Source organism: Roseobacter sp., assembly GCF_045106495.1.
In the GTDB taxonomy this organism is placed as follows: domain Bacteria; phylum Pseudomonadota; class Alphaproteobacteria; order Rhodobacterales; family Rhodobacteraceae; genus Roseobacter.
Genome location: NZ_JBGCEQ010000031.1, coordinates 22465 through 48412, shown reverse-complemented (window position 1 = coordinate 48412; position 25948 = coordinate 22465). Strand labels below are relative to the sequence as shown.

Genomic DNA, 25948 nt, shown 5'->3' with positions numbered 1-25948 from the left:
AGGGTTCAGCTGCCGATAGTTGCGACATAGGACGTATCGAGCAACGTATCCAAGGTGATGCCTGCGTCTACGAGTTCTTCCGATTGAAACCATTCCAACTGGTCACGCACCGAGGCGACATTCAACGCGGCGCCTTCATTCAGGCGCATCGTACCGTTGATGATCGACGGAGCGGCCTTTTCCCGTGGCCGGTCAGCGTAGACGTATTTGTGAATCAGATCGACCATGGCATCAATGCCATCCTGCCCGTGCTTTTGTGCGATCATCGTGGCATTGTAATCCGCAACGCCTAGCGAATAAGCGGCCAGGTAATCCTGCGTCAGCGTCTTTTCATCGCCGGCGTTTTTGGCCGATGTAAACACAGTGGTGACCTGATAGTCGGGCAGATAGTCGGCGATATTCCCAATGATGTGCACCGCACCGGACGCCGCCAGCGGTTTTGCGATATGGGGCACAATCGACCAGGCATCAATCTGTCCGGTCTTGAGCGCGCCAATGATCGCTCCGACCTTTTGAAGGGGTTTGAAGGACATCGAAGCGCCCTCGGCCAAAGCAACTTTGGACCCCATGTAGTGAAACGAGGACCCGGCTGTCGACATGCCAAAGCTTTTGCCTTCCAATCCCGCCGGAGAGGTCAGGCCCGCCTGAAACGCCGCATCGCTGGCAAGAATTTTCTGCCCGTCGATCCCCGGTTCCTCTGAAAGCGCACCACCGATAACTTTGATTGCGCCCTTGTCGGCCAACGATACCAAACCGCCCGAGATCGCCGTCACAGCATAGTCGACATCTCCGCTGGCAATCGCCACGGCCATCGGTTGCGCCGCCTGAAAGAACTTTAACTCTACCTCAAGACCTGCATCGCCGAAGTAATTGCGTTCATAGGCGATGAAACTGCCAGAATGGCTAGTGAACCTAAGGGCGCCAACGGTGATTTTCTTGCCTGTTGCCAAGGCGGGCGCGGCCAGTCCTATCGCAGTGGCCGCACCAAGTGTTCCAATGGCCTGACGGCGGTCGAATTTCAACATGATGTCCTCCCAGACTTCGTTTTCAGGCCCATCTGCCCGGTTGACCAAAGTTTAACCTAAGCCAACAAAGCTGCAAGCACACACTCCCCTTGCTTCGCATCTGTCCCGGGGGGTATAGCGCCCCTATCTTTGATCCTCTATGCAAGGCGCACCCATGTCATTTGATCGATCCGTGAAAATCGCCCCTTCCATTCTATCCGCCGATTTCGCAAATTTCGGAAAGGAATGCGAGGCGATCGAAGCACAAGGCGCCGATTGGGTCCACGTTGATGTCATGGATGGGCATTTTGTGCCGAATATCACCTTTGGGCCCGCCACCTGCGCCGCGATCCGCCCGCACATCAAAGGTGTGATGGATGTGCATCTGATGATCGCACCGGTTGATCCTTTTATCGATGCCTTTGCGCAAGCCGGAGCTGACGTGATTACAGCCCATGTCGAGGCCGGGCCACATATCCACCGCACCGTTCAGGCCATCAAAGCCACTGGGGTCAAGGCGGGCGTTGCCCTGAACCCCGGAACCCCCGCTCAGGCGGTGGAATACCTGTTGGATATGGTGGATCTGATCTGCGTTATGACCGTAAACCCCGGTTTTGGGGGGCAAAAATTCATTCATAGCCAGGTCGACAAGATACGTCAGTTGCGCGCCATGATCGGGGACAGGCCGATACACATCGAAATTGATGGCGGCGTCGACCCGACCACCGCACCTCTCGTCGCCCGGGCCGGTGCAGATGTTCTGGTTGCCGGTTCCGCTGTTTTCCGCGGCGGGTCGGTCATCGACCCGTCTTCCTACGGGGCCAACATCCGCGCGATCCGGGAAGCGGCACAAGGCACCTATGTCTGAAGTCTTTGGGCCTGTCGCGCGCGCATACACAGGGTTTCGGGCCATATCCGGTTCAGATCATCTGACCTAAAGTGCCATGTCCCAAAACTGTTTCCGCATCCTCCTAGTTGGTCCTTGACCCGCTCACTCCAACTTCCTGCCCAAATGCACGCAAACTCATTGAAAGAAAGCAGCTCCAAGCCAACGTCTGCCTCGCCAGATCTGTATTTTCCGCAACCACCTTGGTCATGGTGGCCACATTGCCGAGTGCGATTTTTGTTTCGGTAGCGCACTTGGGTGAATGCCAACTTGAAGGTCTTCCTTCGAACTCTGGCAAACAGTTGACGGCACGCGCCACGAAAGATGCATGGAACAGGGGCTGACTATTGTCGGATTTCATCAAACCCCTGAACAGCGTTTATCAACTGCGATAGGCGCGTGCCAAGCCGCCGTTTCCAAAATCACCAATTCACGCTCCGAATAGCGCCGAGCGCCTTGTGCCCACGGCGCCATTGCATGTCGAACTAGCGTCGATAGATGAAACAACGCCCCGGAACGGCATCAGAGGGCAAGGCAATCTCTTTCAGGTCTTCAAAGAACATTCTGTCACTGGACACCATCAGCCCGCCCGGCGCCAGCAACGGTTCGATCACTGGCGAGACACGTCGCGCAAAATCAACGTTCTTTTCCGCGCTATGTCCGCCTAAATCCGCGTGTATCAACCGAGATGTCGCGCCGAACCGAGCAAGGGCGGCTGGCAGAGTTTCAAAAACATCGCCCAGAAAAACGCGATCGTCAGATGGCGTGCTGTCGGGATGCGACGCAATTGCACGCTCAAATACAAAAACGTCGCGGGGCGGCAGAATTTCACACAGGTGATGATACGTTCGTCCGTTGCCAAGGCCAAGTTCAAACACCGGCCCGGTTAAATCTGCGGTCAGACGTACCGCATGGTCAAGGCAGGCGCGTTGCGAGACCATGCGGTCAATAAACAGATCCAGACGACTCATGGATGTTCCTTTTGCTTTGCTATCGTCGTGACATGCGCCATTTGGTCAAAAAATGGTAGCACAAAGCCGCTCACACATCTGTACGCTGGACGTAAGAGGCGAAATCAAGTTGACTGTTCGAGCCGGGGAATGGCTTTCTTGGCGATGATTATCTAGGGAAGTGACCGAAACGTGACAACGCCTCTGCTTGACGTCCAGGATTTGAGCATCGGCTTTGGATCAGCAGAAGCGGTCGTACGCGACGTTAGTTTCCAGGTGATGCCTGGCGAAACCCTGGCCTTGGTCGGTGAAAGCGGTTCGGGCAAAACCATCACATGCCGGTCCGTTTTACGCATTTTGCCCGATAGCGCACAGATCCGCAGCGGGTCTATCAAATTTGATTGTGCCGGCAAATCAATGGAGCTCCTCGGATTGCCGGAACGTGCGATGAGATCGATCCGCGGCGATCAGATATCAATGATTTTTCAGGAGCCGATGCGCTCTCTGTCTCCGCTCCATCGGCTGGGCGATCAGGTCTCCGAGGTCCTGCATCTTCATAGCAACATGCGTCCTGCAGAGGCAAAGAAAACGGTGTTGGACACCTTCGAGCGCGTCGGATTTCCAGATCCTACCAGAGTGTGGCGTGCATATCCCTTTGAAATGTCCGGTGGCATGCGGCAACGGGCAATGATCGCTATGGCCATGGTGGCAAAGCCGGATCTCCTGATTGCCGACGAGCCAACAACTGCTCTTGATGTGACCACACAAGCGCAAGTGCTGGGTCTGATCAAAGACCTTCAAAAAGACACGGGTATGGCCGTGATCCTGGTCACCCACGATCTTGGTGTCGTGGCGAATATGGCCGAAACCGTTGTCGTGATGAACAAGGGTCGTGTGATGGAGCGCGGTCCGGCTCCAGCGGTTTTGGGAGCTCCTGCCCATGGCTACACCAAGAAGCTTTTTGCAGCCGCTCCGCTGATCCCGGAAGTTGCCGCGCCCGCACGTGCCGCACCAAACGATGACTTGATCCTGGAAATGCGTGACGTTTGCAAGACCTACACCATGCGGGCGGGCGGTTGGAGCAAACCTATGACCGTAGCGGCCTGTCATGAGGTCAATCTCGCGCTCCAGCGTGGTAAAACACTGGCCGTCGTTGGTGAAAGCGGTTCTGGAAAGACGACCTGTGCACGCATAGCATTGGGGGCAGAGACGCCGGACATCGGCGGCGAGGTGATTTTTCGACCGTCAGCAGCGGCGTCGCCGGTCATGATCAATGCCATGACAAAAGCGGAACGGGTGGCATTCCAGCGGCAAGCCCAAATGGTCTTTCAAGATCCTTATTCGTCCCTATCGCCACGCATGCGGGTGCAGCAGGCGCTCACCGAACCGATGGAAATCCACAGCATTGGTTCCAATGCTGAGCGGCGCGAAAAAGCCGCTGAAATGCTGCGCTGGGTTGGGTTGGATCCTTCGATGCTGACGCGCTTCCCACACGCTTTTTCAGGTGGCCAGCGACAACGGCTTTCGATTGCCCGCGCGCTGACGCTGGACCCTGTTCTACTGGTGTGTGACGAACCAACCTCTGCATTGGATGTATCGGTACAAGAACAAATTCTGACCCTCCTTGAAGACATTAGAGATCAAGTTGGTCTGAGCTATCTATTCATCAGTCACGATCTGGCCGTAGTGGCACGCATCGCGGACGATGTCGCTGTAATGCGGCAAGGCGTCATTGTGGAGCAGGCACCGCCTGATTCTCTTTTCTACAATCCACGACACCCATATACCAAGGCTTTGATCGCCGCGCAGCCTGAACCTGACATTTCCAGACCGATTGACCTCGGGCTGGTAGCCAAAGGTGCAGGAAACCCGTCAACCTGGCCCGAAGCCTTTCGATTTGAAGGCGTTGCGGCCCCGGCTTTGACCGAATTGGAACCCGGCCATAAGGTGCGTTGCCATGTTTAGATTTATTTGCCTATTTCTCATATGGCTGGCCCTGACCTTGCCAGCACAAGCGGACATGCCTGAACCACAGGAAAGCAGTTTTTGGCAAAAGGAAGTTGGCAACGGCAGCTTGCCACCTGTGCAACAGCGCATTCCACAAGAACCACTGGTGATCGATCTTGCCGCCAAAGGGCGCACATTTGGTGAGCAGGGTGGCACACTGCGGACGCTGGTATCGCGCTCCAAAGACGTTCGCCAAATGGTCGTTTACGGCTACGCACGCCTTGTTGGATACGATCAAAACTACAAGTTACGCGCCGATATACTTCGCGATATCGAAGTCGTGGAGGGGCGCAAGTTCACCCTGCATCTGCGCAAGGGGCACCGTTGGTCTGACGGTCATCCCTTCACTTCAGCAGATTTCGAGTATTACTGGAAACATGTGGCGCAAAACACCGAACTCAGCCCGGCAGGCCCGCCGCAACACATGATCGTCGATGGCGTTCTGGCGGATGTCACTTTTCCCGACGCCCATACGGTCGTGGTTGAATGGCCAACACCCAACCCGCAATTTTTGCAACTGCTGGCGCAGGCCAGCCCCTTTTTCCTCTATCGTCCGGCTCATTACCTCAAGCAATTCCACACGGATTTCACGGACGCCAAAACACTGAAGAAGGCCATCAAAAAGGCGCGGGTCAGAGCTTGGGCCGCGCTGCACAATGACCGCGACAACATGTACAAGTTTGACAATCCGGACCTGCCGACCTTGCAGCCCTGGATGAATGCCTCCGGTACAAAATCGAGCCGCAATCTCTTTGTGCGCAATCCATATTACCATCGCATCGACGCAAAAGGCGTGCAGTTGCCATACATCGACATCGTGGAAATGACCATTGTCGGCGGCGGCCTCATTGCTGCCAAAGCAAACGCGGGCGAGGTTGATCTTCAAGCACGGGGCCTTGATTTCCCGGATATCTCCATCCTGAAAAAGGGTGAAGCCGATGGTGGCGATTATAAAACCCTTCTGTGGGCAAATGGCGCAGCCAATCAGATCGCCATTTATCCCAACCTCAACTTTGCGGACCCGGTTTGGCGCGAAGTCATCCGTGACGTGCGTTTCAGACGCGCGCTGAGCCTCGGCATCGACCGGCGTATGATCAATCGCGCGCTGTATTTCGGACTGGCCAAAGAAGGGGGTATGACGGCGCTGGCCAAAAGCCCGTTTTTTGACCCGGCCAATCTTTTTTCATGGTCGATCTACTATCCTGCCAAAGCCAATGCACTGTTAAATGAAATGGGTTTGATCGAACGCACGGCGGACGGCATACGCAAATTGCATGACGGGCGCCCGATGGAATTCGTCATCGAAACAGCCGGCGAGCGCCAGGAAGTCGAAAACGCCCTGGCCATCATCACGGATACATGGCGCGAAATTGGCATCAAACTGGTTATGCGACCTTTGGACCGCGACATTCTGCGAAACCGGGTCTATTCCGGGCTGTCAATGTCAGCAGTCTGGTTTGGATGGGACAATGGATTGCCTCAGGCGTACACACCGCCCGAATACCTGGCCCCCACACATCAGGAATTTTTTGCCTGGCCCAAATGGGGGCAATACTACCAAACCGGTGGCGAAGTTGGTGAAAAGCCGGATATGCCCGAAGCACAAAGGTTGATGCAGCTCAGCTGGGATTGGGATCACACAACGGATGTGGAAAAACGGGCGGAAATCTGGCGGGAAATGTTGGCCATTCATGCTGACCAACAATACGGCATCGGGATACTGGCAGAAGCACCGCAACCAGTTGTAGTCTCAAAACGACTGCGCAATGTGCCCGAAGTCGCCAAATGGGCGTGGGACCCCGGCGCGCATTTCGGCATCCACCGCGTAGATGAATTTTACTACGACGAACCGTTTCAGCAGCTTTCGCAATGATGATACTCAGATACGCCGTTTTCCGGTTCATCACCATGTTGCTTACGCTGTGGGTCGTGTCGATCATGATCTTCGTGATCATTAATCTGCCTCCCGGCGACTACCTCTCCAACCAGATCGCCGAACTGCGCGCAACCGGACAGGCAGAGGGCGTGGCCAAGGCGGAATTCCTACGTGCCGAATACGCTCTGGATCGGCCCATTTGGGAGCAATACCTGATCTGGGTCGGTATGGCGCCCGGGCCGCAAGGCTGGTACGGACTCATTCAGGGCAATTTCGGTTGGTCGTTTGAATTTGACAGCCCGGTTTCCGAGATTGTCGGTGATGCGCTTTGGTTAACCGTACTGGTCAATCTCGCGGCTGTGCTCTTTGTCTATCTTGTAGCCCTGCCTCTTGGCGTCATTGCGGCGGCGCGGTCCGAGACTTGGGTGGATTATACTTCTGCCTTTGTGGGCTATCTGGGGTTGGCGACGCCCAACTTTCTGCTGGCGTTGATGCTGTTTTACTATGGCAACAAATACTTTGATCTGCCCATCGGTGGGTTGATGTCACCGGAATTCGAGGGCGAGCCTATGTCTTTTGACAAGGTCAAATCCATCCTCGTTCACCTGATTGTCCCGACCTTCGTTATCGGCACATCAGGGGCGGCTGCAATGATGCAACGTTTGCGCGCCAATATGCTGGATGAACTCAGCAAACCTTACGTGGAAACCGCCAAAGCCAAAGGTCTTGCACCCGCGAAACTGCTGGCCAAATATCCGCTTCGCATGGCCTTCAACCCATTTGTTGCGGACATCGGCAATCTACTGCCTGCCATGGTATCAGGCTCCGTGCTGGTGTCTGTGGTGCTCGGCCTGCAAACCATCGGACCCTCGCTCCTCACGGCGCTTAAGTCGCAAGACCAATTCCTGGCAGGTTTCATTTTGATGTTTGTGGCCCTGCTGACACTGATCGGCACGATGGTGTCTGATCTGCTACTGGTTCTGCTGGATCCGCGCATTCGATACGGAGCCCGCGGATCATGACGGAGTTGCCAGACGGTCGCTATGTCGACGATGCGCCCTATTCCGACAACGTGGATCTCTCTGCGCTGGAACGCTCGGATATGGACGCGCCGAATTGGGTTTTGGTCTGGCGAAAATTCAAACGTCACAAGCTGGGGCTGATTTCCGGTCTGTTCCTTCTGATCAGCTATCTCATGTTGCCCATAGCCGGCTTTATCGCACCTTACACTCCCAATGAGCGCAGTGCCGATTACCTATATGCGCCGCCTCAATCGGTGCATTTCTGGCACGAAGGAGAGTTTGTCGGACCGTTTGTTTATCCGACCACGGCAACAGCCGATCTGGTCAGCTATCGTTGGACTTATGAAACCGACACATCGATACCCATGCCCTTACAGTTCTTCTGCGAGGGCAGCCAATACAAGCTCTTTGGTCTGGTCAAATCAAACACGCATCTGTTCTGCGCACCCGAAGGGGCAACCATCTTCCTCTGGGGATCCGACCGACTGGGGCGAGATGTCTTCAGTCGAATCCTTTATGGCGCACAGCTCTCTCTCACGGTTGGCCTGATCGGGATCACGGTGTCTTTTGTCCTGGGTATCTTTTTCGGATCCATTGCCGGTTACTTTGGCGGCAAAACCGATTGGGTGATCAACAGAGTGATCGAAATCCTGCGCTCCCTGACCGAACTCCCCCTTTGGCTGGCGCTCTCCGCTGCGGTGCCATCGAACTGGGGTCCGGTCGCCGTGTTCTTCATAATCTCAATCATTCTCGGGATCCTCGACTGGCCAGGTCTCGCACGGGCTGTCCGAAGCAAGTTCCTCTCGCTGAGAGAGGAAGAATATGTGCGTGCGGCGGAAATGATGGGGGCAAAACCCGGGCGTGTCATCCGGCGGCACTTGTTGCCAAACTTCATGTCCCACCTGATTGCCTCCGCGACCCTTTCAATCCCGGCAATGATCCTTGGCGAGACAGCGCTCAGCTTTCTCGGCCTTGGCCTGCGTGCGCCTGCTGTGAGTTGGGGCGTCATGCTTAACGATGCGCAAAACCTGGCTTCGATAGAAATTTATCCCTGGACTGCAATTCCAATGCTGCCGATCATCTTCGTTGTCTTGGCTTTCAATTTCCTTGGTGACGGGCTGCGCGCATCACTCGACCCTTACAAGACCTGACGTCACATACTCATAATGGGTTACTCTTAGGACAGAAAAGTGCCTGGTCGGGTAGACCTGTAGATCAACGCAGCTTTCCGGCACCTACAGTTAAACCCGGCAAATCCATGTACAAACACCTTGCGGAACCATGTTTGTGAGCAAGCCGGGAAACACGGGTCTCGGCCGTAACACGCATTGCGATGCAGTCGTGTCAACCATACGGCAGAACACCGGGCTAGCAGAGGTCCTTTGTCCCAAACAGAGACGTCAACAAACGTTTTATCTACTGTCTAAATCAGATCGGCGATTGGGTCAGGAGGATGGCCAACTTTTGCGCCGATAGTCGACAACCTTATGAAATCGCAAATCCTGCGAGCCGATGGCCATTGTAGTCCTAGTCTACCTTCACTACGACTTTTCCGAAACTGCGTCCAAGAAGAACATCATTGAGAGCTTCAGGCGCATTTTCCAATCCCATCACAACCTGTTCTTTGTATTTGATTTTACCCTGCGCAATCCATTGCGTCATATCGCGACGGAAGTCCTTGTATGTGCTCAAAGGAAAACTGTCGAAAATGATAAAACCCTGCACCTTAACCTTCATCCGCAAGATTGTTCCCATTATCGCGGGGCCCATATCATTGCCCTCTGGCAACCCTGGAAGATTATACCACGACACAACACCGCAAACCGGCATGCGCGCGAAAGAATTTAACAGCGGAAGCACGCCGTAAAGCACCTTGCCGCCCACGTTTTCAAAATAAACGTCGATCCCATCCGGGCAGCTGGCTTTCAGTTTCTCGCTGAAATCCTCAGATCTGTGATCAATACATTCATCAAAGCCCAGGTTGTTGACAACATGCGCGCATTTTTCCGCACCGCCAGCAACACCTACGACGCGGCACCCTTTGATCTTGGCAATTTGACCAACAGTCGCCCCGACGGGACCCGAGGCCGCTGCCACAACAACCGTCTCTCCAGGCTTTGGGTCGCCGATCAGCAGCAATCCTGCATAGGCCGTGTAGCCCGGCATTCCCATAATCCCCAAAGCCCATGAGGGGTTTTCTGGATTCTGACCCAAGTTGATCACCTGCGTCCCATCCGAAATCGCGTAGTCCTGCCAACCAGATCCTGCCAGCACCAGATCCCCCACGGCGTAACCCTCGAGATTGGATTCGATGACTTCAGCCACGACTTGAGCCGTCATCACCTGGCCAATCTTGACCGGTTCAGCATAGGACTTGGCATCGTTCATTCGGCCTCGCATGTAAGGGTCAAGTGACAGGTAGCTTGTCCGCAGGAGCATTTCTCCGTTACCCGGCTTGGGTATGGAGGCGGTTTCAAGGCGGAGTGTGTCTGCATCTGGCAACCCTTTTGGTCGTTGAGCCAGAACTATACGGCGGTTTTCGGTGCTGGACTGGGACATAAGGTTTCCTGTGCTGTCACGCGGTTTGATCGGGTAAACCAATCACATCCAATACAAACTGACCAGTCGCGTTCCACCGTCTCTCAAACACGACTTACAGCGCGACATCGCCACTTTGCAAACGCCGGCCTCTGCGCCTCATTATTCAATTGTGGAGTGACCTGATCCGCGATGCACATTTACACAAAGAACGGAATTGCCGGAAATCCGCCCTTTCGCGCGGGTTTCTGCTTCGACTGTAAAAGGTTGCGGGTCGCTGGTCCAAATTACTCGCAAAAAACACCACTGGAAAGCTTAAGATCTGGCAGCGGACGCAAATGTAGAAACAAAAAGTTCTAGTACACCACTAACTGGTCTTTCTGGTTTTTCAATCGTGTATCGGTTGCCTGTCTCGTTGCAGAACCCATTCACGGCATTACCCATGACCAAATGTGTGATCTGATATAAGGATCATAACGCTCAGCGTTACGCCACTGCCCTTTTTTGATTCGCCTTTTGTGCTTTGCAAAAGACGTTCAATACAGCCAATTAAATTGACAGGTTGCCATTTGTCCGCATTTTAGACGTCCAATTTACCGACGTGACTTGCACGGGTGCTATCTTCCTCCCGACTATGAGGCAACGGGGTTTCGCTTTGCCATCAATAGCTTGCATCAGGGCAGCTTATTCCCCCTCCCTTTGGAACAGTAACTCTGGAAGGTCTCTTAGTGTCTGCAAATCGAAGGTTACCAGAAATGTTTCCGTTGTCACAAAGGTATGCGGCGCACCAGGGCGTGGAGACCGTGGGCCATTCGCGATCAGGTCTTTGTACCGAAGGCGTGACAAAAGATCTCGACTAACTTCCTTGCCGAAGATATCGGCCAAACCTGCCCGATCGATCGGTTGATGGTAAGCAATAGCACATAGCACAGCCATCTCCACTTCGGTGAGGCCAAGCGACATATCCCCAAGATCAGCCGCAACCCTGATCGCTTCAGCGAATTGCGACTTCGTTCGGAACAACCAACTCCCAGCAACCTGGACCAGTTCATAGGGCCGACCGGCAATTTCAGCTTGTATGTCCGAAATCAAGATCTCAACCGACGCTTTCTTGCCGATGACGCGTGCCAGATCCTCTCGGGTCACAGGAGAGGCGCTTGCAAAAAGTATCGCTTCAATACGACTCATCCACTCGCGCCAGCGCAACGCCTGAGGCAGTTCTCTGAGTTCGCGGTCAAAATTGCCTTCCAACTCCGAACCTTTCTGCACTTTTGCCGTCATGGCACTCGTCGGATTGGCGGTCACGGCGCGACTCCGTAAAGTCGAAACGTCGGTCTGCCGGTCAATTCCTGCGCCACCCCCAAAGCCACCAGCCGATCACAAAATCGCCGCGCCGCGCGATCCGTCATGCGCAATGATGTACCTTGGATCGTCGGCGCAAGCATCGAGGATGGCGCGACTGCGTCTTCAGTCAGAAACAGTGCGACAGCGGCATCCGAACCTTTTGCCCTGAGCTTAGGCGCAACGGACCGCAGCGCCGAGGCCGAATAGGCAAGCTCCCGCGCCTGGGTGATTGTATCTTCGACTGATTTCAGGATTCGGCTTTGGATTTCCAAGTTGGCATCTTGCTCGTCGGCAACAAGGTTTCGCAACATCGCTTTGGTCAAACCCTGCGACGAAACCGGTATTACGGATTTCCAGTTCAGAGCGCGTGCCATCACGATGTCCGAAAGCATGCAGGCAATCCGCTCAGAACGATCGTTGGCGGACAAAACTACACGCATCACCCACACGCAGCCTGCCAAAGGCCCTTTGGCATGCGCCATGGCAATTCCAGTGCCGATCCAATCCTCGACATCTTCGAAATTGGAACCCGCCAATTCATTAACTCCAGCTATCCAGTCACGTCCTCTGATGCGTAGTCGCGCGATGTCGCGCCAGAAAGCGAGCAAATCCCCGTCGGGCCCGCGCGCTGCATCGGAAGGTGTCAAATAATATGCATCACGAATGTCAGCTGCCAGCGCCAGTCTGCCTTCTAGTTTCGAGGTCGAAGTTGCCGCCTTAAGTGCCAGTCGATTGGCCAAAAGTCGCGTCGGAACACCATAAATCGGTGAAGTAATCAGGGTATCGAGGACAGTGCACGCGGCGCCACATCGAAAAGCCAAAGATTCTTGAGTTTCGATGGGCCGCGCGGTCGCCCAAGCGGGTACTGTCGTAAGCTTGCTAAGATCTTCCAAAACCACTGACGGCTGATATGTCATGTCAGAATTCTAGAGGGCGGCGGCGCTTATTGCCACATAATAGTTAGGTAAGCGCCTGCCGTTGCCCGTGTGAAATCTCTCTTGTTCCAATGTGGAGTGTGCTCGACCACTTGAAGGCACAAACGATTGCGAAAGAGCCGTTTCATCTAGGCACAAATCATCGGAATGAACCACAAGCATGGCGAGAGCCAAGCCGGGTTCTACGAATTCAAATCCAAATACTGCGGGACGGATGTGTCAGATACACCCAGATTGTCGACACTGGAAAACGAGAACGCCAAGTTCAAGCGCGTGTTGCAACACAACTTACTGGATAACGTCGTGTCGGAAGATTTGCGGGGCAAGATCTGGAGAATTCAACCAACGGCATGAAACAACGCGACGGCGTGTGTCATGACGAGCAACTGCATCGTATCCGGAACTTCGTCCGCATTTACCTTGGGTTGGGCCGGTAGTAGTCGCGCATTCTCTACGCCATCTAAACAATACTTGCTTTCTTACATGCGTTTTCACCGTTACCAGGCGCACAGATCTGCGGGCCATTCAATCAATCGCCCAAGCGTCCTCATGTCCCGAGTTCACTGAATGCTGTCGCAATCGCTTGGTCATACTAATGATCAACAAACGCCGGATGTTTTGGTCGCTCATCGCGGTTGTCCGACCAAATCATTTCTCACGTCACCGCACAATTACCCCGATGCAAGGTCAAGGTCTCGTTCAGCTTTTCTCAAGGCACAAAAACATTGAAGCCTTGGATCAGCCCACATTCTTTAAAACCCTGCGCACTTCAGTTTTTGCATTCGCATCGCCTGGGTCTCAACTCACAAATGCACTTCTTGACCGTTCAGACTACCCATCGAACGCCGGGTTTCTGGAGAATGACGGCCAAGATTCCTTATGTATGCCGCTGTTCTTATGTCTATTTTCAGAATCAACGAAAACTCATCAAACGCTTCTTTTACGCGACCCTATCATGTAGCCCCGTGCTCCGCCTCAAACCAGAGCGCAGCAATTGCAAGTGAATAGTTAGAGGGTAGTGCGATGAATAATAGTAGCAATGCAGCCCATTTGCAGCCCATTGCCAAGAGGTCGCAAAATCATGGAGCCAAGCTGACCAAGCGCGTTTCATCAATTTTTCCGCCCGGTTTCAGAAGACGCTTAGTTGGACCAGGTGCGCTTTACAACATTGGCAACCTTCTTGCCTTGCTGTCCGGACTTGCTTTTCAAATTCGTGAGGTTTGGGACCAAACCAGTATCGTTGAAGCCGTCGGTCAGCACTTGCTTGGCAGCCCCGGTTCACTTTGGTTGAGCGGGTCCATGCTGATATTTTTGGTGTCCGGTGAAATTTATCATCGCGCGTGGCAGTGCAATCCAATACCCGACCCACGCTTAACCCAAATAGGTGACCTGATCTCTGGGCTTGCGGCCATTGCTTTGACCGTTGCACTCGTTTGGATGGGAAACGCAGCGATAGCAGTTTTCGCCGGCGTTCTGTTGGCCGGCGGGAAACTTGGCGGTGCAATCCTGCCGACCTTCCATTTACCAAATCAAGCGACAATAGAGCGTGGTTTTCGAATCATAGTGGTATCTAGTCGACTACCGTCAATCTTGGCCCTCATTTTGCCAATTCTGCAAACAGGCGGCAAATCAAGTGATATGATCTTGCCTGCAATTACAGTCTTTTGTTTTCTCTTGTGGCTTTGGGCTGACCTTCTTCTTTTGCAAAGGGGGCAAGTGGTATTGATAGACCGCAGAAAATTGAACGATGACGTTCGCCGCCCTAACAACTTGACCATACGAGGCAAGAAAGCCAGTTCATGCGCTGGTCGGAATCTGGACCGCTCCAGCGAAGCCGATCATGACTGCAAGGGCTTTTAAAAATAGCTCCTTACTAAGCTTCCGGCGATCAAACTCCACCCGTCTGCGATAACAAAAAAAGCAAGTTTGAAAGGCAGTGAAACGATTACTGGAGGCACCATCATCATACCCATCGACATCAGGACCGCCGCAACTACCAGATCGATTATTAGAAAGGGCAAAAAAATTAGGAACCCAATTTGAAAAGCCCGTGATACTTCGGAAAGCAGGAAGCTGGGTACAAGAACTGACAACGGAGCATCTTTTGTTGGTGTTGCTTCGATCGTATCTGGTCGTAACTCGGCCATCGCAAAAAACGTTTCCGGATCTAGACGACCTGCCATGAAAACTCGAAATGGTTCTAACGTACGCTGAAATGCAGTTTCGATGTCAATGACTTCATCGTTCAGCGGCATAATACCCTCGTTCCAAGCTTGGACAAAAACGGGTTCCATGACAAAGAATGTCAAAAACAAGGCTAAGCTTATGATCAACATGTTGGGCGGTGACTGTTGGAGTCCAATCGCCTGTCGCAGGATCGAAAGAACCGTTACCAAAAACGGAAAGCAAGTCACCATAATTGCCAAACCAGGTGCTAGGCTCAAAACCGTTATTAGTGCAAACAACTGAATAGTGCGCGCGCTGATTGAATCATCGTCTCCAAAAGAAAACGACAGGTCCTGAGCACCGGCTTCCGTTCCTAGTAAAAAGCTACTCAGGACCAGGAAGGCGATGAAAGCGCGATGGGAAAACAATGATCAGAGGCCTGCTTGTAAATCAACGATCTCCGTCAAACGGACAACCAGTTGACCACTTTTCTCGTCCTCACTTTCTTCCAACATGCCACGCGCAATCAATCTGTCACCGACGTAGAGTTCAACAGGATCGTCTACGGATTTGTCCAAAGGCAAAACAGCATTCTCGCCAAGCGCAATGAGCTCTCTGATTAGTGGCCTTGCTTTGCCAACACATACACTCAGTTCTATCGGAACCGATGTAAATGGGTTTGAGACTTCCGAAGCGGGTTTCTGATCAGTGGGCAAATCACTCATTGTTAGTCTCCTGTTGGGTCTCGTGGAAAAACGCGGTTAGAGCTTGTGAAACACCAGTGATCACGGAATCCAGATCAATACTTCTTTCTTCAGAACCAATCCGAACAAAGGCTTGCCCTTGCCCAAGCGAAGCTTCTTCGACGATTTCAAATGTCTCTGTAAGGCTTTTCTCTCCAAGCTCTTTCACTGTCTCTACGTTTTCCGGTGCCACAACAATCTCGATCGGTTGCCCAGAACTTTCTTTAATCAAACCGGTAAGTTCTGCCACGACGTGAGCGCTCAAAGCCTGGCTCACCAAAGAGGGAAGCAGTTTGTCTACGATTTGCGCCATAACGGGCTCGATGGAGAGCGTGAGTTTGGAGATTGCTTCTTGGTAAGTGAAAGACATGTCTTGAAGGTTTTGACCAAATTCGGCGCTAATCTTCATCGTTGCGTCGTTTTGAGCTTTGACTGCATCGTCCCAACCGGCTTGATAACCCTCCTCGAAAGATTGAAGTTTTTGGTCTTCTATGCCCTCGGTACTAAGAGATTCACCGGTCTTGGGTTCTGCTTTCGAACCTCCAAAATTTCGGTATCGATGTGACAAAGACATCAGACTTTCTCCTCTTTGTCTTCTAGCCAACCACGCAGAATTTCCACAGTTTCTTCTTGGCGCTCGCCTATCATGTTCCGCAAGCGATCCACCGGATCATCTGAAAGGCCGCCGGCCATGTTTAAGTCTGGCAATCCGCCCACGTCATCGTTGCCAAATCCTGAAATTATTGGCAGTTCCGGGAGGTCGAATTCGTCAGACGTAACTTCACCGGTCAAACCTGCCTCATCTGACTGCAGTTCTTCGCCGGGAGGCAATGCAGCAACAGCTTCATTGACAGGTGGGGTTGGTTTCATAAGCAGTGGTCGAACAACGAAAAGTCCCAAAATCAATGTAACCGCAGCCAGAACAGCCATTTGAATCGCTGACATCAAATCTACACTGAGGACATCCATAAACGATGTGCTGGCAGCCGTCCCTTGCGCTGGCACGCTCTGAAGGGCCATCGATTTGATTGTAATGATGTCCCCACGGGTTTCGTCATAGCCCACAGCGGATGAAACTAAGTCCCTAAGGGCTTCTAATTCGGCTTCTTCGCGTGGGGCAAAAGTCTCATCTCCGTTTTCGGCAGTTGTCAGCGTCTCGTTTACCAATACGGCAACTGTTAGTCTCTTGACCGCGCCGGGGCTACGCAAGATCTCACGTTCTGTTTCGGACACTTCATAGTTTATGCGCTCTCGACTCTCACTGTTTTGAGACGAAGAATTCTCTCCTGCACCACCTTCCTCATCTGGCAAATTAGAGGCAACGGTTACGTCGCCACCACCGGCTTCATTTGAAGAATTTGTTCTTTCTTCGGTGTCAGTGCTGATGGCAACCCGACCTTCAGGATCAAAAAACCTCTCTCTGATCGCTTCGCTTTCGTTTACTGTGTCTACGCTGACTTCAACAATTGCGTTTCCAAAACCGACGCGTGCTTCCAGGAGTCTTTGCACTTTATCTTTCAGAATTTGCGCCTTGTCGTCTCCCCCGCTAGTCGGAGCAGCTTCGTCTGTAGCCCCAATTAGCGAGCCATTTGCATCAATTACCGCTACATCTTCCGATGCCAATCCAGCGACAGCGGAAGATACAAGAAAGCGGATCGCTTTTGCCTGTGGTCCGGTAAGTGCTGCGCCAGATGGCGTAACGGCTACTGAAGCTTTCGGCGTCACGCCTCGTTGAAACGGATTTGATCCAGTGCTGGCGATGTGTACTCGGGCCATTGAAATATGTGGACTGGAAACAATTGTGCGCGCGAGTTCACCTTCTTTGGCGCGCCAATAGGCGGCGTCAAACATCTGTGAAGTAGTGCCAAAACCGGACAACGTATCGAGCAACTCATAGCCTCGGTTGGAGTTTTGCGGGAGGCCTTCGCTCGCCAACGTCATCCTGAGCTGGTCACGGTCTTTTGAGGAAACAAAAATTGACCCACCACGCACCTCAAAAACTGCGCCTTGTTGTTCAAGAGAACGTACAACGTCTCCTGCAGCACCACTCTCAAGACCAGAATAAAGAAGAGTCATTGAAGGAGAAGAAGCCATTCTGGTCATTGCCAGAATTGCAAAGAACATCGCTCCAGTGGCCACAATAACAATGACTTGTCGGCGAAGCTCTAGCCCGGTCCAAGCATTCAAAAGTTGCTGCACAATAACCTCCGTCAAACCGAACGTTCTGTCCGGCGGTAGCAACAGCAATGAACTATCTGGCTTAACAATCGGTTAGTGCAATCGCGTCTATAACCATTTTCGCAACTGCAAATGGATTAATCATGGCCGACGCAACGACTGATGATACAGAAATTGAACCAAAATCGTCGAAAATGCCTTTAATAATTGGGCTTGTCTTGCTGTTGGCAGGCGGCGGCGGAGGCTTCTTTGCAACGTGGAGCGGAATGATTTTAGGTCCCGAATCGGCGGAGGCTCCTGAAGAGGAAGAAGTTCAAGATTCTCAGCCAAAAGTCGTCTTTATTCCTCTTGAACCAATCACCGTTTCGCTACCGCAGCAAAGTGCACAGAAGTTCTTGCGCTTTCGTGCCCAACTCGAAGTATCGAAACAACATGCTGACGAAGTGGAGCAAGTATTGCCGCGCGTCGTTGATGTTTTGAACAGCTATCTGCGCGCAATCGAAGTGCGCGATATTCAAGATCCATCGTAGCTGACGCGCCTCCGGTCACAAATGCTGCGCCGTGTGCAAATCGCAGCGGGTAGAGATCGCGTGAATGATCTTCTCATTATGGAATTTGTACTGAACTAGGAGGGTGAAATGAACCTTATCGCAGATATCTTACTCGCTGCTGGAGCCTTGGGCGCGGGCGTTTACTGTTTCGTCCTAGGTCGACGATTGAACCGTTTCAATGACTTGGAAAAAGGTGTGGGCGGCGCTGTTGCAGTGTTGTCCGCGCAAGTGGATGACCTTACCAAGACGCTTTCTTCAGCGCAAAGCACTGCCGCCGGATCAGCACAGACTTTGACAGATCTGACACAGCGTGCAGAAGAAATGTCTCGGAAGTTGGAGCTTCAAATGGCATCGCTGCATGACATACCAGACCAACAGCCATCTGTAGTTTCGCAAGAACGTGCCGCTCCGGTTACGCCGCAATCGGCTGCCGAACCCATGTTCGTCAGGCATCGGGCAACGGAGACGCACCAATGAAACCAAAAAAACTTTTTTCCGGACGTAGTGGACGTGGTTCTGTTCTCCTCATCGTCGGATTGTTGGTCGGTTCGGCAGTGATACGAATTGGCGTCGGCGCTGGCCAAGCAGTCGCGACAGAAAATCCGATGGTTTCCGAGGTCAAGGAGGAAGAGTCTAAACCAAAAGCTCTCACAGGCAGCGGTATGTCGCCAGAGGACAAAAGCAGAATGTCCGAAATGTTGCGGACTTTTCAAGAACGTGAAGCAAAGATTGCCGAAAAAGAAGACCAGATCGCAGTACGTATGAAAGCTCTGAGCGTTGCAGATGAGCAATTGCAACGAAGACTTACCGTTCTGGAAGAGGCGGAAAACTCCTTGCGCGGCCTGCTAGCACTGGCTGACACTGCAGCCGAAGATGACTTGGCACGGTTAACAGCGGTCTATGAAAATATGAAACCTAAGCAAGCTGCCCCTCTTTTTGAACAAATGGAACCAGCGTTTGCAGCCGGTTTCTTAGGTCGGATGAGGCCGGATGCCGCTGCCGGCATAATGGCTGGCCTGTCTCCCGAGGTTGCCTATTCAATTAGTGTTATTCTTGCTGGCCGAAATGCAGATGTTCCAAAAGGATAGTGCGTGCAGAGGTTTTTTTAACCTCCTTTTGCGATGATGCCTTTGTTGAATTGCTCCGGGGAACAACATGGTTGGAATCGTTGGCATTGTAGTCATTTTTGTCATGGTATTTGGCGGCTATCTAGCCGCTGGCGGCAAAATGGGTATCATAATAAAGGCATTGCCTTTTGAAATGATGATGATTTGCGGTGCAGCCGTGGGATCGTTCTTCATTAGTAACAGTATGTCCGCCGTCAAACACACGATAGGCGATCTTGGTCGTGTATTTAAGGGACCAAAATGGGTGCACAAAGACTACAAGGATCTGCTTTGTTTACTTTTCGAGCTAATTCGATTGGCACGTCAAAATCCAGTCGCGATTGAAGAGCATATCGAAGCTCCAGACGAATCCTCGATTTTTTCCAAGTATTCAAAAATAATAAAAGACAAAGAAGCCGTTGCGCTTATTTGTGACACGATGCGATCGGCCTCGATGAACTATGACGATCCGCATCAAGTCGAAGAGGTCTTGGAAAAGCGAATGGAAGCCAACATGCATCACGCGTTGCACTCCAGCCACGCTCTGCAACAAGTGGCCGACGGCTTGCCTGCGCTGGGAATTGTGGCCGCGGTTTTGGGCATTATCAAAACAATGGGGTCGATTGATCAACCCCCCGAAGTTTTGGGAAAGCTGATTGGCGGAGCGTTGGTTGGAACATTCCTCGGCGTTTTTCTCGCGTACGGTTTTGTTGGCCCTTTTGCCGCCAAAGTGAAAACCGTTACTGAAGAAGATGGTCACTTCTATCAACTCATTCGCGAAGTGCTGGTAGCCAACCTTCATGCACACGCCACCAATATTTGTATTGAAGTCGGGCGTCAGAATACACCATCGCATTGCCGACCGAGTTTTTCCGAACTTGAAGAGGCCTTAAAATCCGTGAAACAAGGTGCCGCATGAAGAAGCTGACTGTAGCTTTTTGGGTCTTAACCTATTGGTTTTCGAGTGTAGCGGTTGCCAGTCCAATCAACGTTCGTTCCGGCGATCATGACGGTTTTACCCGGCTTGTAATGCAGGTGCCACCGTCTGTAAGATGGGAAATGTCCAGCGTTCCTGGAAGGCAGTACATTACTTTTCTTGGACACGAAGACGGATTCGATATCAGCCGTGTTTTCGACATCATACCTCGAAACCAATTGACAAACATCGTGCAATATCCCTCCAGGCTAGAATTGGTTCTTTCTTGTGCTTGCGATACAAAAGTTTTCGTTGAAAGCGGTAACTTTCTAGTTGTTGACGTAATCGATGGCCCCCCGCTACCGGAGGAAAATCGTGTAAGTGATCCTTCATTTGTTTCGTTAGAGCCAAGTTCTGAATTCGACTTCGGCGAATTGCTTTGGTCTGGTACTGAAAGCCCTTACCCGAGCAATTTAGAACGCGATGTCCTACAAGAGGATACAACGGACTTGGATTCTGCACAGAACGAATTGATATCCGATCTTGAAGCTGCGGTTGTAGCTGAAACCAGAGACCGGCTTTTACAAGGAGTGGCTGCGGCGGCCTCCAGAGGATTAGTGGAACCCTCAATAGTTCAACTCAACCTGCCAGTAACTGAAGAAGAAGAAACGCCAGAGGCAGAGATTTTTGACTCCTCTCGACAGACCCTGCCTGATGCACAAAATGAACTTGGCAACCTCAGAATAACTAATAGCCGCGACATTCCCATTGAACGAGATTCATTAGACTTGATGTCGTCTGGTGGGGTATGCCCTGACTCGACAGCAGTTCAAGTAACAAATTGGGGTGACGATCGACCATTCCATGAACAAGTGTCATCAGTCCGCGAAAGTCTCTTTTCTGAAGTTGGTCGACTGAACGAAATCAAAGCTCTTGAACTGGCACGGTTATATGTTTTTTTCGGATTTGGCGCAGAAGCAAAGCAAGTTCTTCGTTTGTCGGAAACATTGACAAAATCCAATCCCGAATTGATGGATTTGGCAAGCATTGTGGACTTTGGTTTCGCAAAAAACCCGCGTTCTGTACACCGCTATGCGGATTGTGACTCTGAGTTGTCATTGTGGGCAATTATGGCCGCAAGAACGGTATCAAGGGATCAAGTTGTAAACGAAGATGCTGCGCTGCGCACATTAATAAAACTGCCTTTACATCTTAGGGATCAAATTGCTCCAGCGTTGAGTAAAAGATTTACTGAACTGGGAAAGACCGAGGCCGCGTCAATTGCGCTGCGCCGCGTTAACTTGTCTAAGTCGGAAGGTGCTAATGACGCAAATTTAGCAAGAGCCAAAATTGAACAAAGAAAAGGCAACATAGACGCAGCCGACAAACTCCTTTCTGATATCACTCAATCAAATAGCAAGGAATCTCCGGAAGCATTGGTCGCATTTGTGGAAAACAGGGTGAACGATCTGTCACCTGTGCCTGCGGACATATCGCTTTTGATTGAATCATATGCTTTCGAATTCGAAGACAGCCCCATTGGCACGCAGTTAACTCGGGCTCATGTGTTGGCTGCCGCTTTGTCTGGCCAATTCGCAAAAGCGATCAAATCTCTCCAAAATTCGGTTCTCTATCAAGACGCTACAATTTCAGCCGAATTGCAGTCATATATCTTTTCCGCTCTAGCAAAAGACGCCAACGACGAAGACTTCCTTGAAGTATTTTTTTCTCACTATCCTATCTCCGATAGTGACCTTACGGAGCAATCAGTTCTCTCTGTCGCTAAAAGATTGAATGAAATGGGATTCAGTAGTCTTGCCCAAAAGACTTTATCAGTCCTTCCAAGTGATTTGCGGTCGAAAGAACATGACATCTTAGTAGCTGAGATCAGTTTAGATTTAGAGAAACCACGAGACGCTCTGCAAGTTTTGGAAGACGAAACAGGCAAAGCAGTAGACGAATTGCGTGCAAGATCATTCCTAGATCTTGGCCAAAACGGTAGGGCAGTTGAATTGTTTCAATCTTCCGGCGCGCCAGAAACAGCGTCAAGGGCAGCTTGGCTATCTGATGATTGGGTTGACCTTACCTCTCAAAACTCGCCTGTATTCGGCGACATTCGTAGTTTGGCAGAAGAACCTGTAGAAGATATCTCGACCGAAAACGGGATGATCGCCGCAACTTCGAGCGCATTGGAAGAAAGTGCCGCGGCGAGGGAAATCGTGGCACAGTTACTTGAAAAGGTCACTGTTTCTCAGTAGCTCCGATCAAGGCTTCGAATAACCATGCTTGAAACGCGTCTGTATTTTCTGAGCGCAGTATAACACCGGAACTGTAGCGTAACCCATGGAACACTGACCGCTATCACGCCTCCTCACAACCGGGAAGTCGCTGCGGGAAACTTTAACCGTGTGTGATGTAGAGAACCTCTTTCATAGCAAATCTTCCGAAGGAGTACACCAACACCGAGGTGCTGTTTCGCGGAAATTCCAGTCATTTCGATGATCAACAAAATTGATGTCTGAAGCTCAAACAAAATGGGTGCAAAGGATCTGACAGACTCTAGGCAACGGTCCTTGCGGCGGTTCGATTTCAATTTGTCATAAGGCAAGACATAGATTGCTGAATCAGGAGATATTTTAGTTTCGGGACACCTTTGCACACTTGTGCATTATCCCGGGTTTGAAACTTTGATGTCTCGATCAGCTTCAGGTACATCTAAAGTCGACCAAGTAGCGTCGCGCGTCGGCGAAGGGGGTGTTTCGCAGGCGCTTTTGTGGATATTCACCTTTGCAATGAAATGCGCCGAGATTGGTGCCGTCACGAACAGAAATGCCATGATCAGCACCTCATGCATGGAGCCATCATCGAAAGTATGAGCATGGATCATCGAGGCCAGAAGCAATGAACCGATGCCGACGGTACCAACCTTTGTTGGCGCATGTAGTCGGGTCATTGAATCATTGAACCTTAGCAACCCGATCGCGCCTACCAAAGCAAAGATTGATCCGATCAAGAGGGCAATGGCAACAGCATATGTTCCAATGATTTCAGAGGTCATTCGATGATATCTCCTCGTAGAACAAAACGGGCATAGGCGACCGTCGATACAAACCCCAGCATTGCGATGATCATCGAAGCCTCAAAATAGACACGTACGCCCTGGGCAATACCTAAAAGCACGATCAACCCAATGGCGTTTACGACCATTGTATCCAACGCCAGAATGCGATCGCCTGTGGTCGGTCCCATTATCAGGCGGATCATCGATAGCACTTGCGCGATGGCGAGCACTACGAAAGCCAGGATCAACGCCAAATTCATCAGATCGGTTGCAAAGCTCATGCAAATATCTCCAGTAAGCGACGCTCGTAGCGATGTATGATGTCATCCCGCACCGCATCCGGATCATCTGTATCCAGGACATGTACCAGCAGGCTATGACCTTCACTGGACAGATCAGCAGAGACCGTGCCGGGTGTCAGCGTAATGGTGCCCGCCAGCACGGTGATCGCTTCGGGTTGCTGTAGTTTCAGCGGAACGACAATCCATGCAGGACGCAATTTGGAATTGGGCCGCGTCAAAACAATCCACGCCACTTGAACATTGGCGACCATAATGTCCCACATTACGATCAGACTATAGGTGATCATGCGCCCCATGTGAAAACCCTGTGGGGTATCCGGCCACCAGACCGAAGTGCCCCATGGAATGATCACGCCCAAGATCAAACCAAACACGACCATACCCGTTGAAATATCATTTTGCAGAATGGTCCATACGACCGCCAGCAACAAAGATATGAGGGGATGTGGCAAAAGCCAGCGATAGGCCTTGATCATGTCAGTGTCCTTTCGTTGGTTTGCTGAGTTTACCCGGCGTTTTGAGAACCGTCGAGATATAGGGTTCCGGGTTGAACAGCTGCTGCGAAATTGATGCCATATAGGCGGTGGCCGGGCCTGCGAAAACGGTATGGGCTGCCAGCAACAAAAGCAGGCCGCCCACTGCGCAATATGATAGTGTCGCAGGGGCTTGTTGCGCAAACGTGTCAGAGGGCTCTTCTACTGGAGCCAAAGACTTGGCTTTCCAGAAAAGCACGCTGCCTGCGCGTGAAAAACCTACCACGGCAATCAGGCTGGACATCAGAACGACCGCCCAGACCCAAACCACCAAAGGCGTCGGGAAAGCCGCGTTCAGGATAAGCAGTTTGCCTACAAACCCTGACAAGGGCGGAAGACCTGCCATCGCTATTGCGGCCACCATGAACAAAGCAGAGGTCAATGCGGCACCTGGAACGATCGGTTGCGCCGTCAGTTTTAGGTCAGCACGCCCGCTGCCGACAAGATCAACGATCAGGAACAATGAGGCTGCGGCCAAGGTCGAATGTACAATGTAGTAGAGAGCCGCAGTGATACTGGTCTCGGTAAATAATGAAATGGCGACCATCACCATTCCCATCGAACCGATAACAGAAAACGCCACCAACCGGTCGAGGTGTTTTGCAGCGAGGACTCCGACCATCCCAATTGCGAGAGACAGCAGAGCCGCCGGCAATAACCAGGCGGTTTGCAAGCCCGCCGTTACTTCAAGTTCCGGGTGGAAGATCATCGTGTAAACACGGATGATCGCATAAGCGCCCACTTTGGTCATAATCGCAAAAAGCGCCGCTACTGGCGGTGGGGCTTCGGCATAGCTGGAAGGCAGCCAGAAATGCAAGGGAACCACGGCGGCCTTGATGGCGAACACCAGCAACAGCAGGACAGCAGCCAACCGGATCCCTACGGTTTCACTCGGATCCACCAGAGCAAGACGATTGGCAACATCCGCCATATTCAGTGTTCCGGTTTCGGCATAAAGCGCGCCAAGTGCGAAAAGAAAAAGCGTGGAGCCCAAGAGGTTGAAAAGTACATATTGCACACCCGCTCTTAGCCTTGCATTGCCACCTGCATGGATCATCAACCCATAGGAGGCAATCAACAGAACTTCGAAGAAAACGAAGAGGTTAAACAGGTCTCCGGTCAGAAACGCGCCCATGATGCCCATCAACTGGAACTGAAAAAGTGCGTGGAAATGGCGCCCTCGATCGTCCCATCCCGACCCGATTGCATAAAGCAGCACAAAGAACGCCAAAACAGAAGTCAACAAAACCATAAGCGTTGACAGCTTGTCACCGACAAGAACAATGCCGAAAGGCGCGGCCCAATTTCCAAGTTGATAGAGTATGATGGTGCCGTCAGAAGCCGTCCAAGCCAAACTGGCAGCGATGCCGATCAACGCCAGAACACCTGCAATCGAAAAGGTACGTTGTATCCCGATGTGGTAGCGGGCAGCCAGGACAATGAAAGGTGCGAGGATGGCCGGAAGGATGACCGGCATAATGATCCAGTGGGTCATGCGGCATCCTCCGTCTCAGGATCATTCACCTGGTCGTCATCTGATCCGAGGTAGGATCCAAGCGAAATCATCACCACGACCGCCGTCATCCCGAAAGAGATCACGATGGCCGTCAGCACCAAAGCCTGCGGCAGTGGATCGGTATAGCTTTCAACGCCGTCCATCAGGATGGGCGCTGCACCAATGGTCAAGCGCCCGGAGGCGAACAAAAACACGTTTACCGCATAGGTCAGCAGCGAAATGCCCAGGATGACCGGAAAGGTCCGCAAGCGTAGCGTCAAATAGATCCCGCCAGCGGTCAGGATGCCGATTGCGGATGCAACGAGGAGTTCCAT

The 25948-nt window shown here is 52.0% G+C and carries 24 protein-coding genes and 1 pseudogene; 11 read left to right on the top strand and 14 right to left on the bottom strand.

What is annotated here, in order from left to right:
• Window positions 1–5 precede the first annotated feature (5 nt).
• On the bottom strand, window positions 6–1025 hold the full coding sequence (locus AB8B75_RS17640; protein ID WP_405364125.1) for an ABC transporter substrate-binding protein: 1020 nt from the start codon (window positions 1023–1025) through the stop codon (window positions 6–8).
• 154 nt (window positions 1026–1179) lie between these two features.
• On the opposite strand from AB8B75_RS17640, the gene rpe reads away from it, so the two are divergent.
• Window positions 1180–1872 carry a ribulose-phosphate 3-epimerase gene (rpe, locus tag AB8B75_RS17635; RefSeq protein ID WP_405364124.1) on the top strand — a complete coding sequence of 231 codons (693 nt, stop codon included), beginning with the start codon at window positions 1180–1182 and terminating at the stop codon, window positions 1870–1872.
• A 503-nt stretch (window positions 1873–2375) separates the two neighbouring features.
• Here rpe and AB8B75_RS17630 read toward each other — a convergent pair.
• Entirely contained in the window at window positions 2376–2861 is a 486-nt protein-coding gene (locus tag AB8B75_RS17630; protein ID WP_405364123.1) for a class I SAM-dependent methyltransferase, read from the bottom strand.
• A 171-nt stretch (window positions 2862–3032) separates the two neighbouring features.
• Here AB8B75_RS17630 and AB8B75_RS17625 point away from each other — a divergent pair, with 171 nt between their 5' ends.
• Genes AB8B75_RS17625 through AB8B75_RS17610 form a run of 4 tightly spaced genes read left to right on the top strand, consistent with a single transcriptional unit; the run spans window position 3033 to window position 8896 of the window.
• A complete protein-coding gene (locus tag AB8B75_RS17625; RefSeq protein ID WP_405364122.1) occupies window positions 3033–4805 on the top strand; it encodes a dipeptide ABC transporter ATP-binding protein in 1773 nt (590 codons plus the stop codon).
• Entirely contained in the window at window positions 4798–6720 is a 1923-nt protein-coding gene (locus AB8B75_RS17620; protein WP_405364121.1) for an ABC transporter substrate-binding protein, read from the top strand. Before AB8B75_RS17625 ends, AB8B75_RS17620 begins: the two co-directional genes overlap by 8 nt.
• The gene (locus AB8B75_RS17615; protein WP_405364120.1) at window positions 6717–7745 is read left to right on the top strand and encodes an ABC transporter permease; all 1029 of its coding nucleotides are present in this window, start codon (window positions 6717–6719) and stop codon (window positions 7743–7745) included. The genes AB8B75_RS17620 and AB8B75_RS17615 overlap by 4 nt, the downstream gene beginning before the upstream one ends.
• Window positions 7742–8896, top strand: coding sequence for an ABC transporter permease (locus AB8B75_RS17610; RefSeq protein ID WP_405364119.1), 1155 nt, complete (start codon window positions 7742–7744; stop codon window positions 8894–8896). The genes AB8B75_RS17615 and AB8B75_RS17610 overlap by 4 nt, the downstream gene beginning before the upstream one ends.
• Before the next feature lie 376 nt (window positions 8897–9272).
• On the opposite strand, the gene AB8B75_RS17605 is transcribed toward AB8B75_RS17610, so the two are convergent.
• The 3 genes from AB8B75_RS17605 to AB8B75_RS17595 all read right to left on the bottom strand — a co-directional run bounded on the left by AB8B75_RS17605 (window position 9273) and on the right by AB8B75_RS17595 (window position 12544).
• Entirely contained in the window at window positions 9273–10304 is a 1032-nt protein-coding gene (locus AB8B75_RS17605; RefSeq protein ID WP_405364118.1) for an NADP-dependent oxidoreductase, read from the bottom strand.
• Window positions 10305–10967: 663 nt separating this feature from the next.
• Window positions 10968–11564, bottom strand: a complete 597-nt coding sequence (locus AB8B75_RS17600) for an SMC-Scp complex subunit ScpB (RefSeq protein WP_405364211.1) — start codon at window positions 11562–11564, stop codon at window positions 10968–10970.
• Between the two features lie 20 nt (window positions 11565–11584).
• Window positions 11585–12544: a DUF1403 family protein gene (locus AB8B75_RS17595; RefSeq protein WP_405364117.1), complete on the bottom strand. Its 960-nt coding sequence runs from the start codon at window positions 12542–12544 to the stop codon at window positions 11585–11587.
• A gap of 165 nt (window positions 12545–12709) precedes the next feature.
• Between AB8B75_RS17595 and AB8B75_RS17590 the strand changes: the two genes are divergently transcribed.
• A complete protein-coding gene (locus AB8B75_RS17590) occupies window positions 12710–12916 on the top strand; it encodes a hypothetical protein (protein ID WP_405364116.1) in 207 nt (68 codons plus the stop codon).
• 1502 nt (window positions 12917–14418) lie between these two features.
• Here the strand turns inward: AB8B75_RS17590 and fliP are convergent.
• The 4 genes from fliP to fliF are packed head-to-tail and all read right to left on the bottom strand — an operon-like array spanning window position 14419 to window position 17670.
• Window positions 14419–15135 (bottom strand): flagellar type III secretion system pore protein FliP, encoded by a 717-nt coding sequence (fliP, locus tag AB8B75_RS17585; protein ID WP_405364210.1) that lies wholly within the window; start codon window positions 15133–15135, stop codon window positions 14419–14421.
• Window positions 15136–15159: 24 nt separating this feature from the next.
• On the bottom strand, window positions 15160–15453 hold the full coding sequence (locus AB8B75_RS17580) for a FliM/FliN family flagellar motor switch protein (RefSeq protein WP_405364115.1): 294 nt from the start codon (window positions 15451–15453) through the stop codon (window positions 15160–15162).
• Window positions 15446–16045 carry an ABC transporter ATP-binding protein gene (locus tag AB8B75_RS17575; RefSeq protein ID WP_405364114.1) on the bottom strand — a complete coding sequence of 200 codons (600 nt, stop codon included), beginning with the start codon at window positions 16043–16045 and terminating at the stop codon, window positions 15446–15448. Before AB8B75_RS17575 ends, AB8B75_RS17580 begins: the two co-directional genes overlap by 8 nt.
• Window positions 16045–17670 carry a flagellar basal-body MS-ring/collar protein FliF gene (gene fliF / locus AB8B75_RS17570; protein ID WP_405364113.1) on the bottom strand — a complete coding sequence of 542 codons (1626 nt, stop codon included), beginning with the start codon at window positions 17668–17670 and terminating at the stop codon, window positions 16045–16047. The genes AB8B75_RS17575 and fliF overlap by 1 nt, the downstream gene beginning before the upstream one ends.
• Window positions 17671–17792: 122 nt before the next feature.
• Here fliF and fliL point away from each other — a divergent pair.
• The 5 genes and pseudogenes from fliL to AB8B75_RS17545 all read left to right on the top strand — a co-directional run bounded on the left by fliL (window position 17793) and on the right by AB8B75_RS17545 (window position 22480).
• Window positions 17793–18278, top strand: a pseudogene (fliL, locus tag AB8B75_RS17565) (flagellar basal body-associated protein FliL).
• Between the two features lie 9 nt (window positions 18279–18287).
• The gene (locus AB8B75_RS17560; RefSeq protein ID WP_405364112.1) at window positions 18288–18677 is read left to right on the top strand and encodes a hypothetical protein; all 390 of its coding nucleotides are present in this window, start codon (window positions 18288–18290) and stop codon (window positions 18675–18677) included.
• Window positions 18674–19288, top strand: coding sequence for a MotE family protein (locus AB8B75_RS17555; protein ID WP_405364111.1), 615 nt, complete (start codon window positions 18674–18676; stop codon window positions 19286–19288). The genes AB8B75_RS17560 and AB8B75_RS17555 overlap by 4 nt, the downstream gene beginning before the upstream one ends.
• Before the next feature lie 67 nt (window positions 19289–19355).
• Entirely contained in the window at window positions 19356–20225 is an 870-nt protein-coding gene (gene motA / locus AB8B75_RS17550; protein WP_405364110.1) for a flagellar motor stator protein MotA, read from the top strand.
• On the top strand, window positions 20222–22480 hold the full coding sequence (locus AB8B75_RS17545) for a hypothetical protein (RefSeq protein ID WP_405364109.1): 2259 nt from the start codon (window positions 20222–20224) through the stop codon (window positions 22478–22480). Before motA ends, AB8B75_RS17545 begins: the two co-directional genes overlap by 4 nt.
• A 410-nt stretch (window positions 22481–22890) precedes the next feature.
• On the opposite strand, the gene AB8B75_RS17540 is transcribed toward AB8B75_RS17545, so the two are convergent.
• The 5 genes from AB8B75_RS17540 to AB8B75_RS17520 are packed head-to-tail and all read right to left on the bottom strand — an operon-like array spanning window position 22891 to window position 25948.
• Window positions 22891–23280: a Na+/H+ antiporter subunit G gene (locus AB8B75_RS17540; RefSeq protein ID WP_405364108.1), complete on the bottom strand. Its 390-nt coding sequence runs from the start codon at window positions 23278–23280 to the stop codon at window positions 22891–22893.
• Window positions 23277–23564 (bottom strand): K+/H+ antiporter subunit F, encoded by a 288-nt coding sequence (locus AB8B75_RS17535; protein ID WP_405364107.1) that lies wholly within the window; start codon window positions 23562–23564, stop codon window positions 23277–23279. Before AB8B75_RS17535 ends, AB8B75_RS17540 begins: the two co-directional genes overlap by 4 nt.
• On the bottom strand, window positions 23561–24061 hold the full coding sequence (locus AB8B75_RS17530) for a Na+/H+ antiporter subunit E (protein ID WP_405364106.1): 501 nt from the start codon (window positions 24059–24061) through the stop codon (window positions 23561–23563). Before AB8B75_RS17530 ends, AB8B75_RS17535 begins: the two co-directional genes overlap by 4 nt.
• A 1-nt stretch (window position 24062) precedes the next feature.
• Window positions 24063–25613, bottom strand: a complete 1551-nt coding sequence (locus tag AB8B75_RS17525) for a monovalent cation/H+ antiporter subunit D (protein ID WP_405364105.1) — start codon at window positions 25611–25613, stop codon at window positions 24063–24065.
• Window positions 25610–25948 (bottom strand): Na+/H+ antiporter subunit C, encoded by a 339-nt coding sequence (locus tag AB8B75_RS17520; RefSeq protein ID WP_405364104.1) that lies wholly within the window; start codon window positions 25946–25948, stop codon window positions 25610–25612. Before AB8B75_RS17520 ends, AB8B75_RS17525 begins: the two co-directional genes overlap by 4 nt.

Coding starts and splice junctions, on each gene's coding strand:
- AB8B75_RS17640 (WP_405364125.1), bottom strand. CDS start 1,025: ATGTTGAAATTCGACCGCCGTCAGGCCATTGGAACACTTGGTGCGGCC.
- rpe (WP_405364124.1), top strand. CDS start 1,180: ATGTCATTTGATCGATCCGTGAAAATCGCCCCTTCCATTCTATCCGCC.
- AB8B75_RS17630 (WP_405364123.1), bottom strand. CDS start 2,861: ATGAGTCGTCTGGATCTGTTTATTGACCGCATGGTCTCGCAACGCGCC.
- AB8B75_RS17620 (WP_405364121.1), top strand. CDS start 4,798: ATGTTTAGATTTATTTGCCTATTTCTCATATGGCTGGCCCTGACCTTG.
- AB8B75_RS17615 (WP_405364120.1), top strand. CDS start 6,717: ATGATGATACTCAGATACGCCGTTTTCCGGTTCATCACCATGTTGCTT.
- AB8B75_RS17610 (WP_405364119.1), top strand. CDS start 7,742: ATGACGGAGTTGCCAGACGGTCGCTATGTCGACGATGCGCCCTATTCC.
- AB8B75_RS17605 (WP_405364118.1), bottom strand. CDS start 10,304: ATGTCCCAGTCCAGCACCGAAAACCGCCGTATAGTTCTGGCTCAACGA.
- AB8B75_RS17600 (WP_405364211.1), bottom strand. CDS start 11,564: ATGACGGCAAAAGTGCAGAAAGGTTCGGAGTTGGAAGGCAATTTTGAC.
- AB8B75_RS17595 (WP_405364117.1), bottom strand. CDS start 12,544: ATGACATATCAGCCGTCAGTGGTTTTGGAAGATCTTAGCAAGCTTACG.
- AB8B75_RS17590 (WP_405364116.1), top strand. CDS start 12,710: ATGAACCACAAGCATGGCGAGAGCCAAGCCGGGTTCTACGAATTCAAA.
- AB8B75_RS17580 (WP_405364115.1), bottom strand. CDS start 15,453: ATGAGTGATTTGCCCACTGATCAGAAACCCGCTTCGGAAGTCTCAAAC.
- AB8B75_RS17575 (WP_405364114.1), bottom strand. CDS start 16,045: ATGTCTTTGTCACATCGATACCGAAATTTTGGAGGTTCGAAAGCAGAA.
- AB8B75_RS17560 (WP_405364112.1), top strand. CDS start 18,288: ATGAACCTTATCGCAGATATCTTACTCGCTGCTGGAGCCTTGGGCGCG.
- AB8B75_RS17555 (WP_405364111.1), top strand. CDS start 18,674: ATGAAACCAAAAAAACTTTTTTCCGGACGTAGTGGACGTGGTTCTGTT.
- motA (WP_405364110.1), top strand. CDS start 19,356: ATGGTTGGAATCGTTGGCATTGTAGTCATTTTTGTCATGGTATTTGGC.
- AB8B75_RS17545 (WP_405364109.1), top strand. CDS start 20,222: ATGAAGAAGCTGACTGTAGCTTTTTGGGTCTTAACCTATTGGTTTTCG.
- AB8B75_RS17540 (WP_405364108.1), bottom strand. CDS start 23,280: ATGACCTCTGAAATCATTGGAACATATGCTGTTGCCATTGCCCTCTTG.
- AB8B75_RS17535 (WP_405364107.1), bottom strand. CDS start 23,564: ATGAGCTTTGCAACCGATCTGATGAATTTGGCGTTGATCCTGGCTTTC.
- AB8B75_RS17530 (WP_405364106.1), bottom strand. CDS start 24,061: ATGATCAAGGCCTATCGCTGGCTTTTGCCACATCCCCTCATATCTTTG.
- AB8B75_RS17525 (WP_405364105.1), bottom strand. CDS start 25,613: ATGACCCACTGGATCATTATGCCGGTCATCCTTCCGGCCATCCTCGCA.
- AB8B75_RS17520 (WP_405364104.1), bottom strand. CDS start 25,948: ATGGAACTCCTCGTTGCATCCGCAATCGGCATCCTGACCGCTGGCGGG.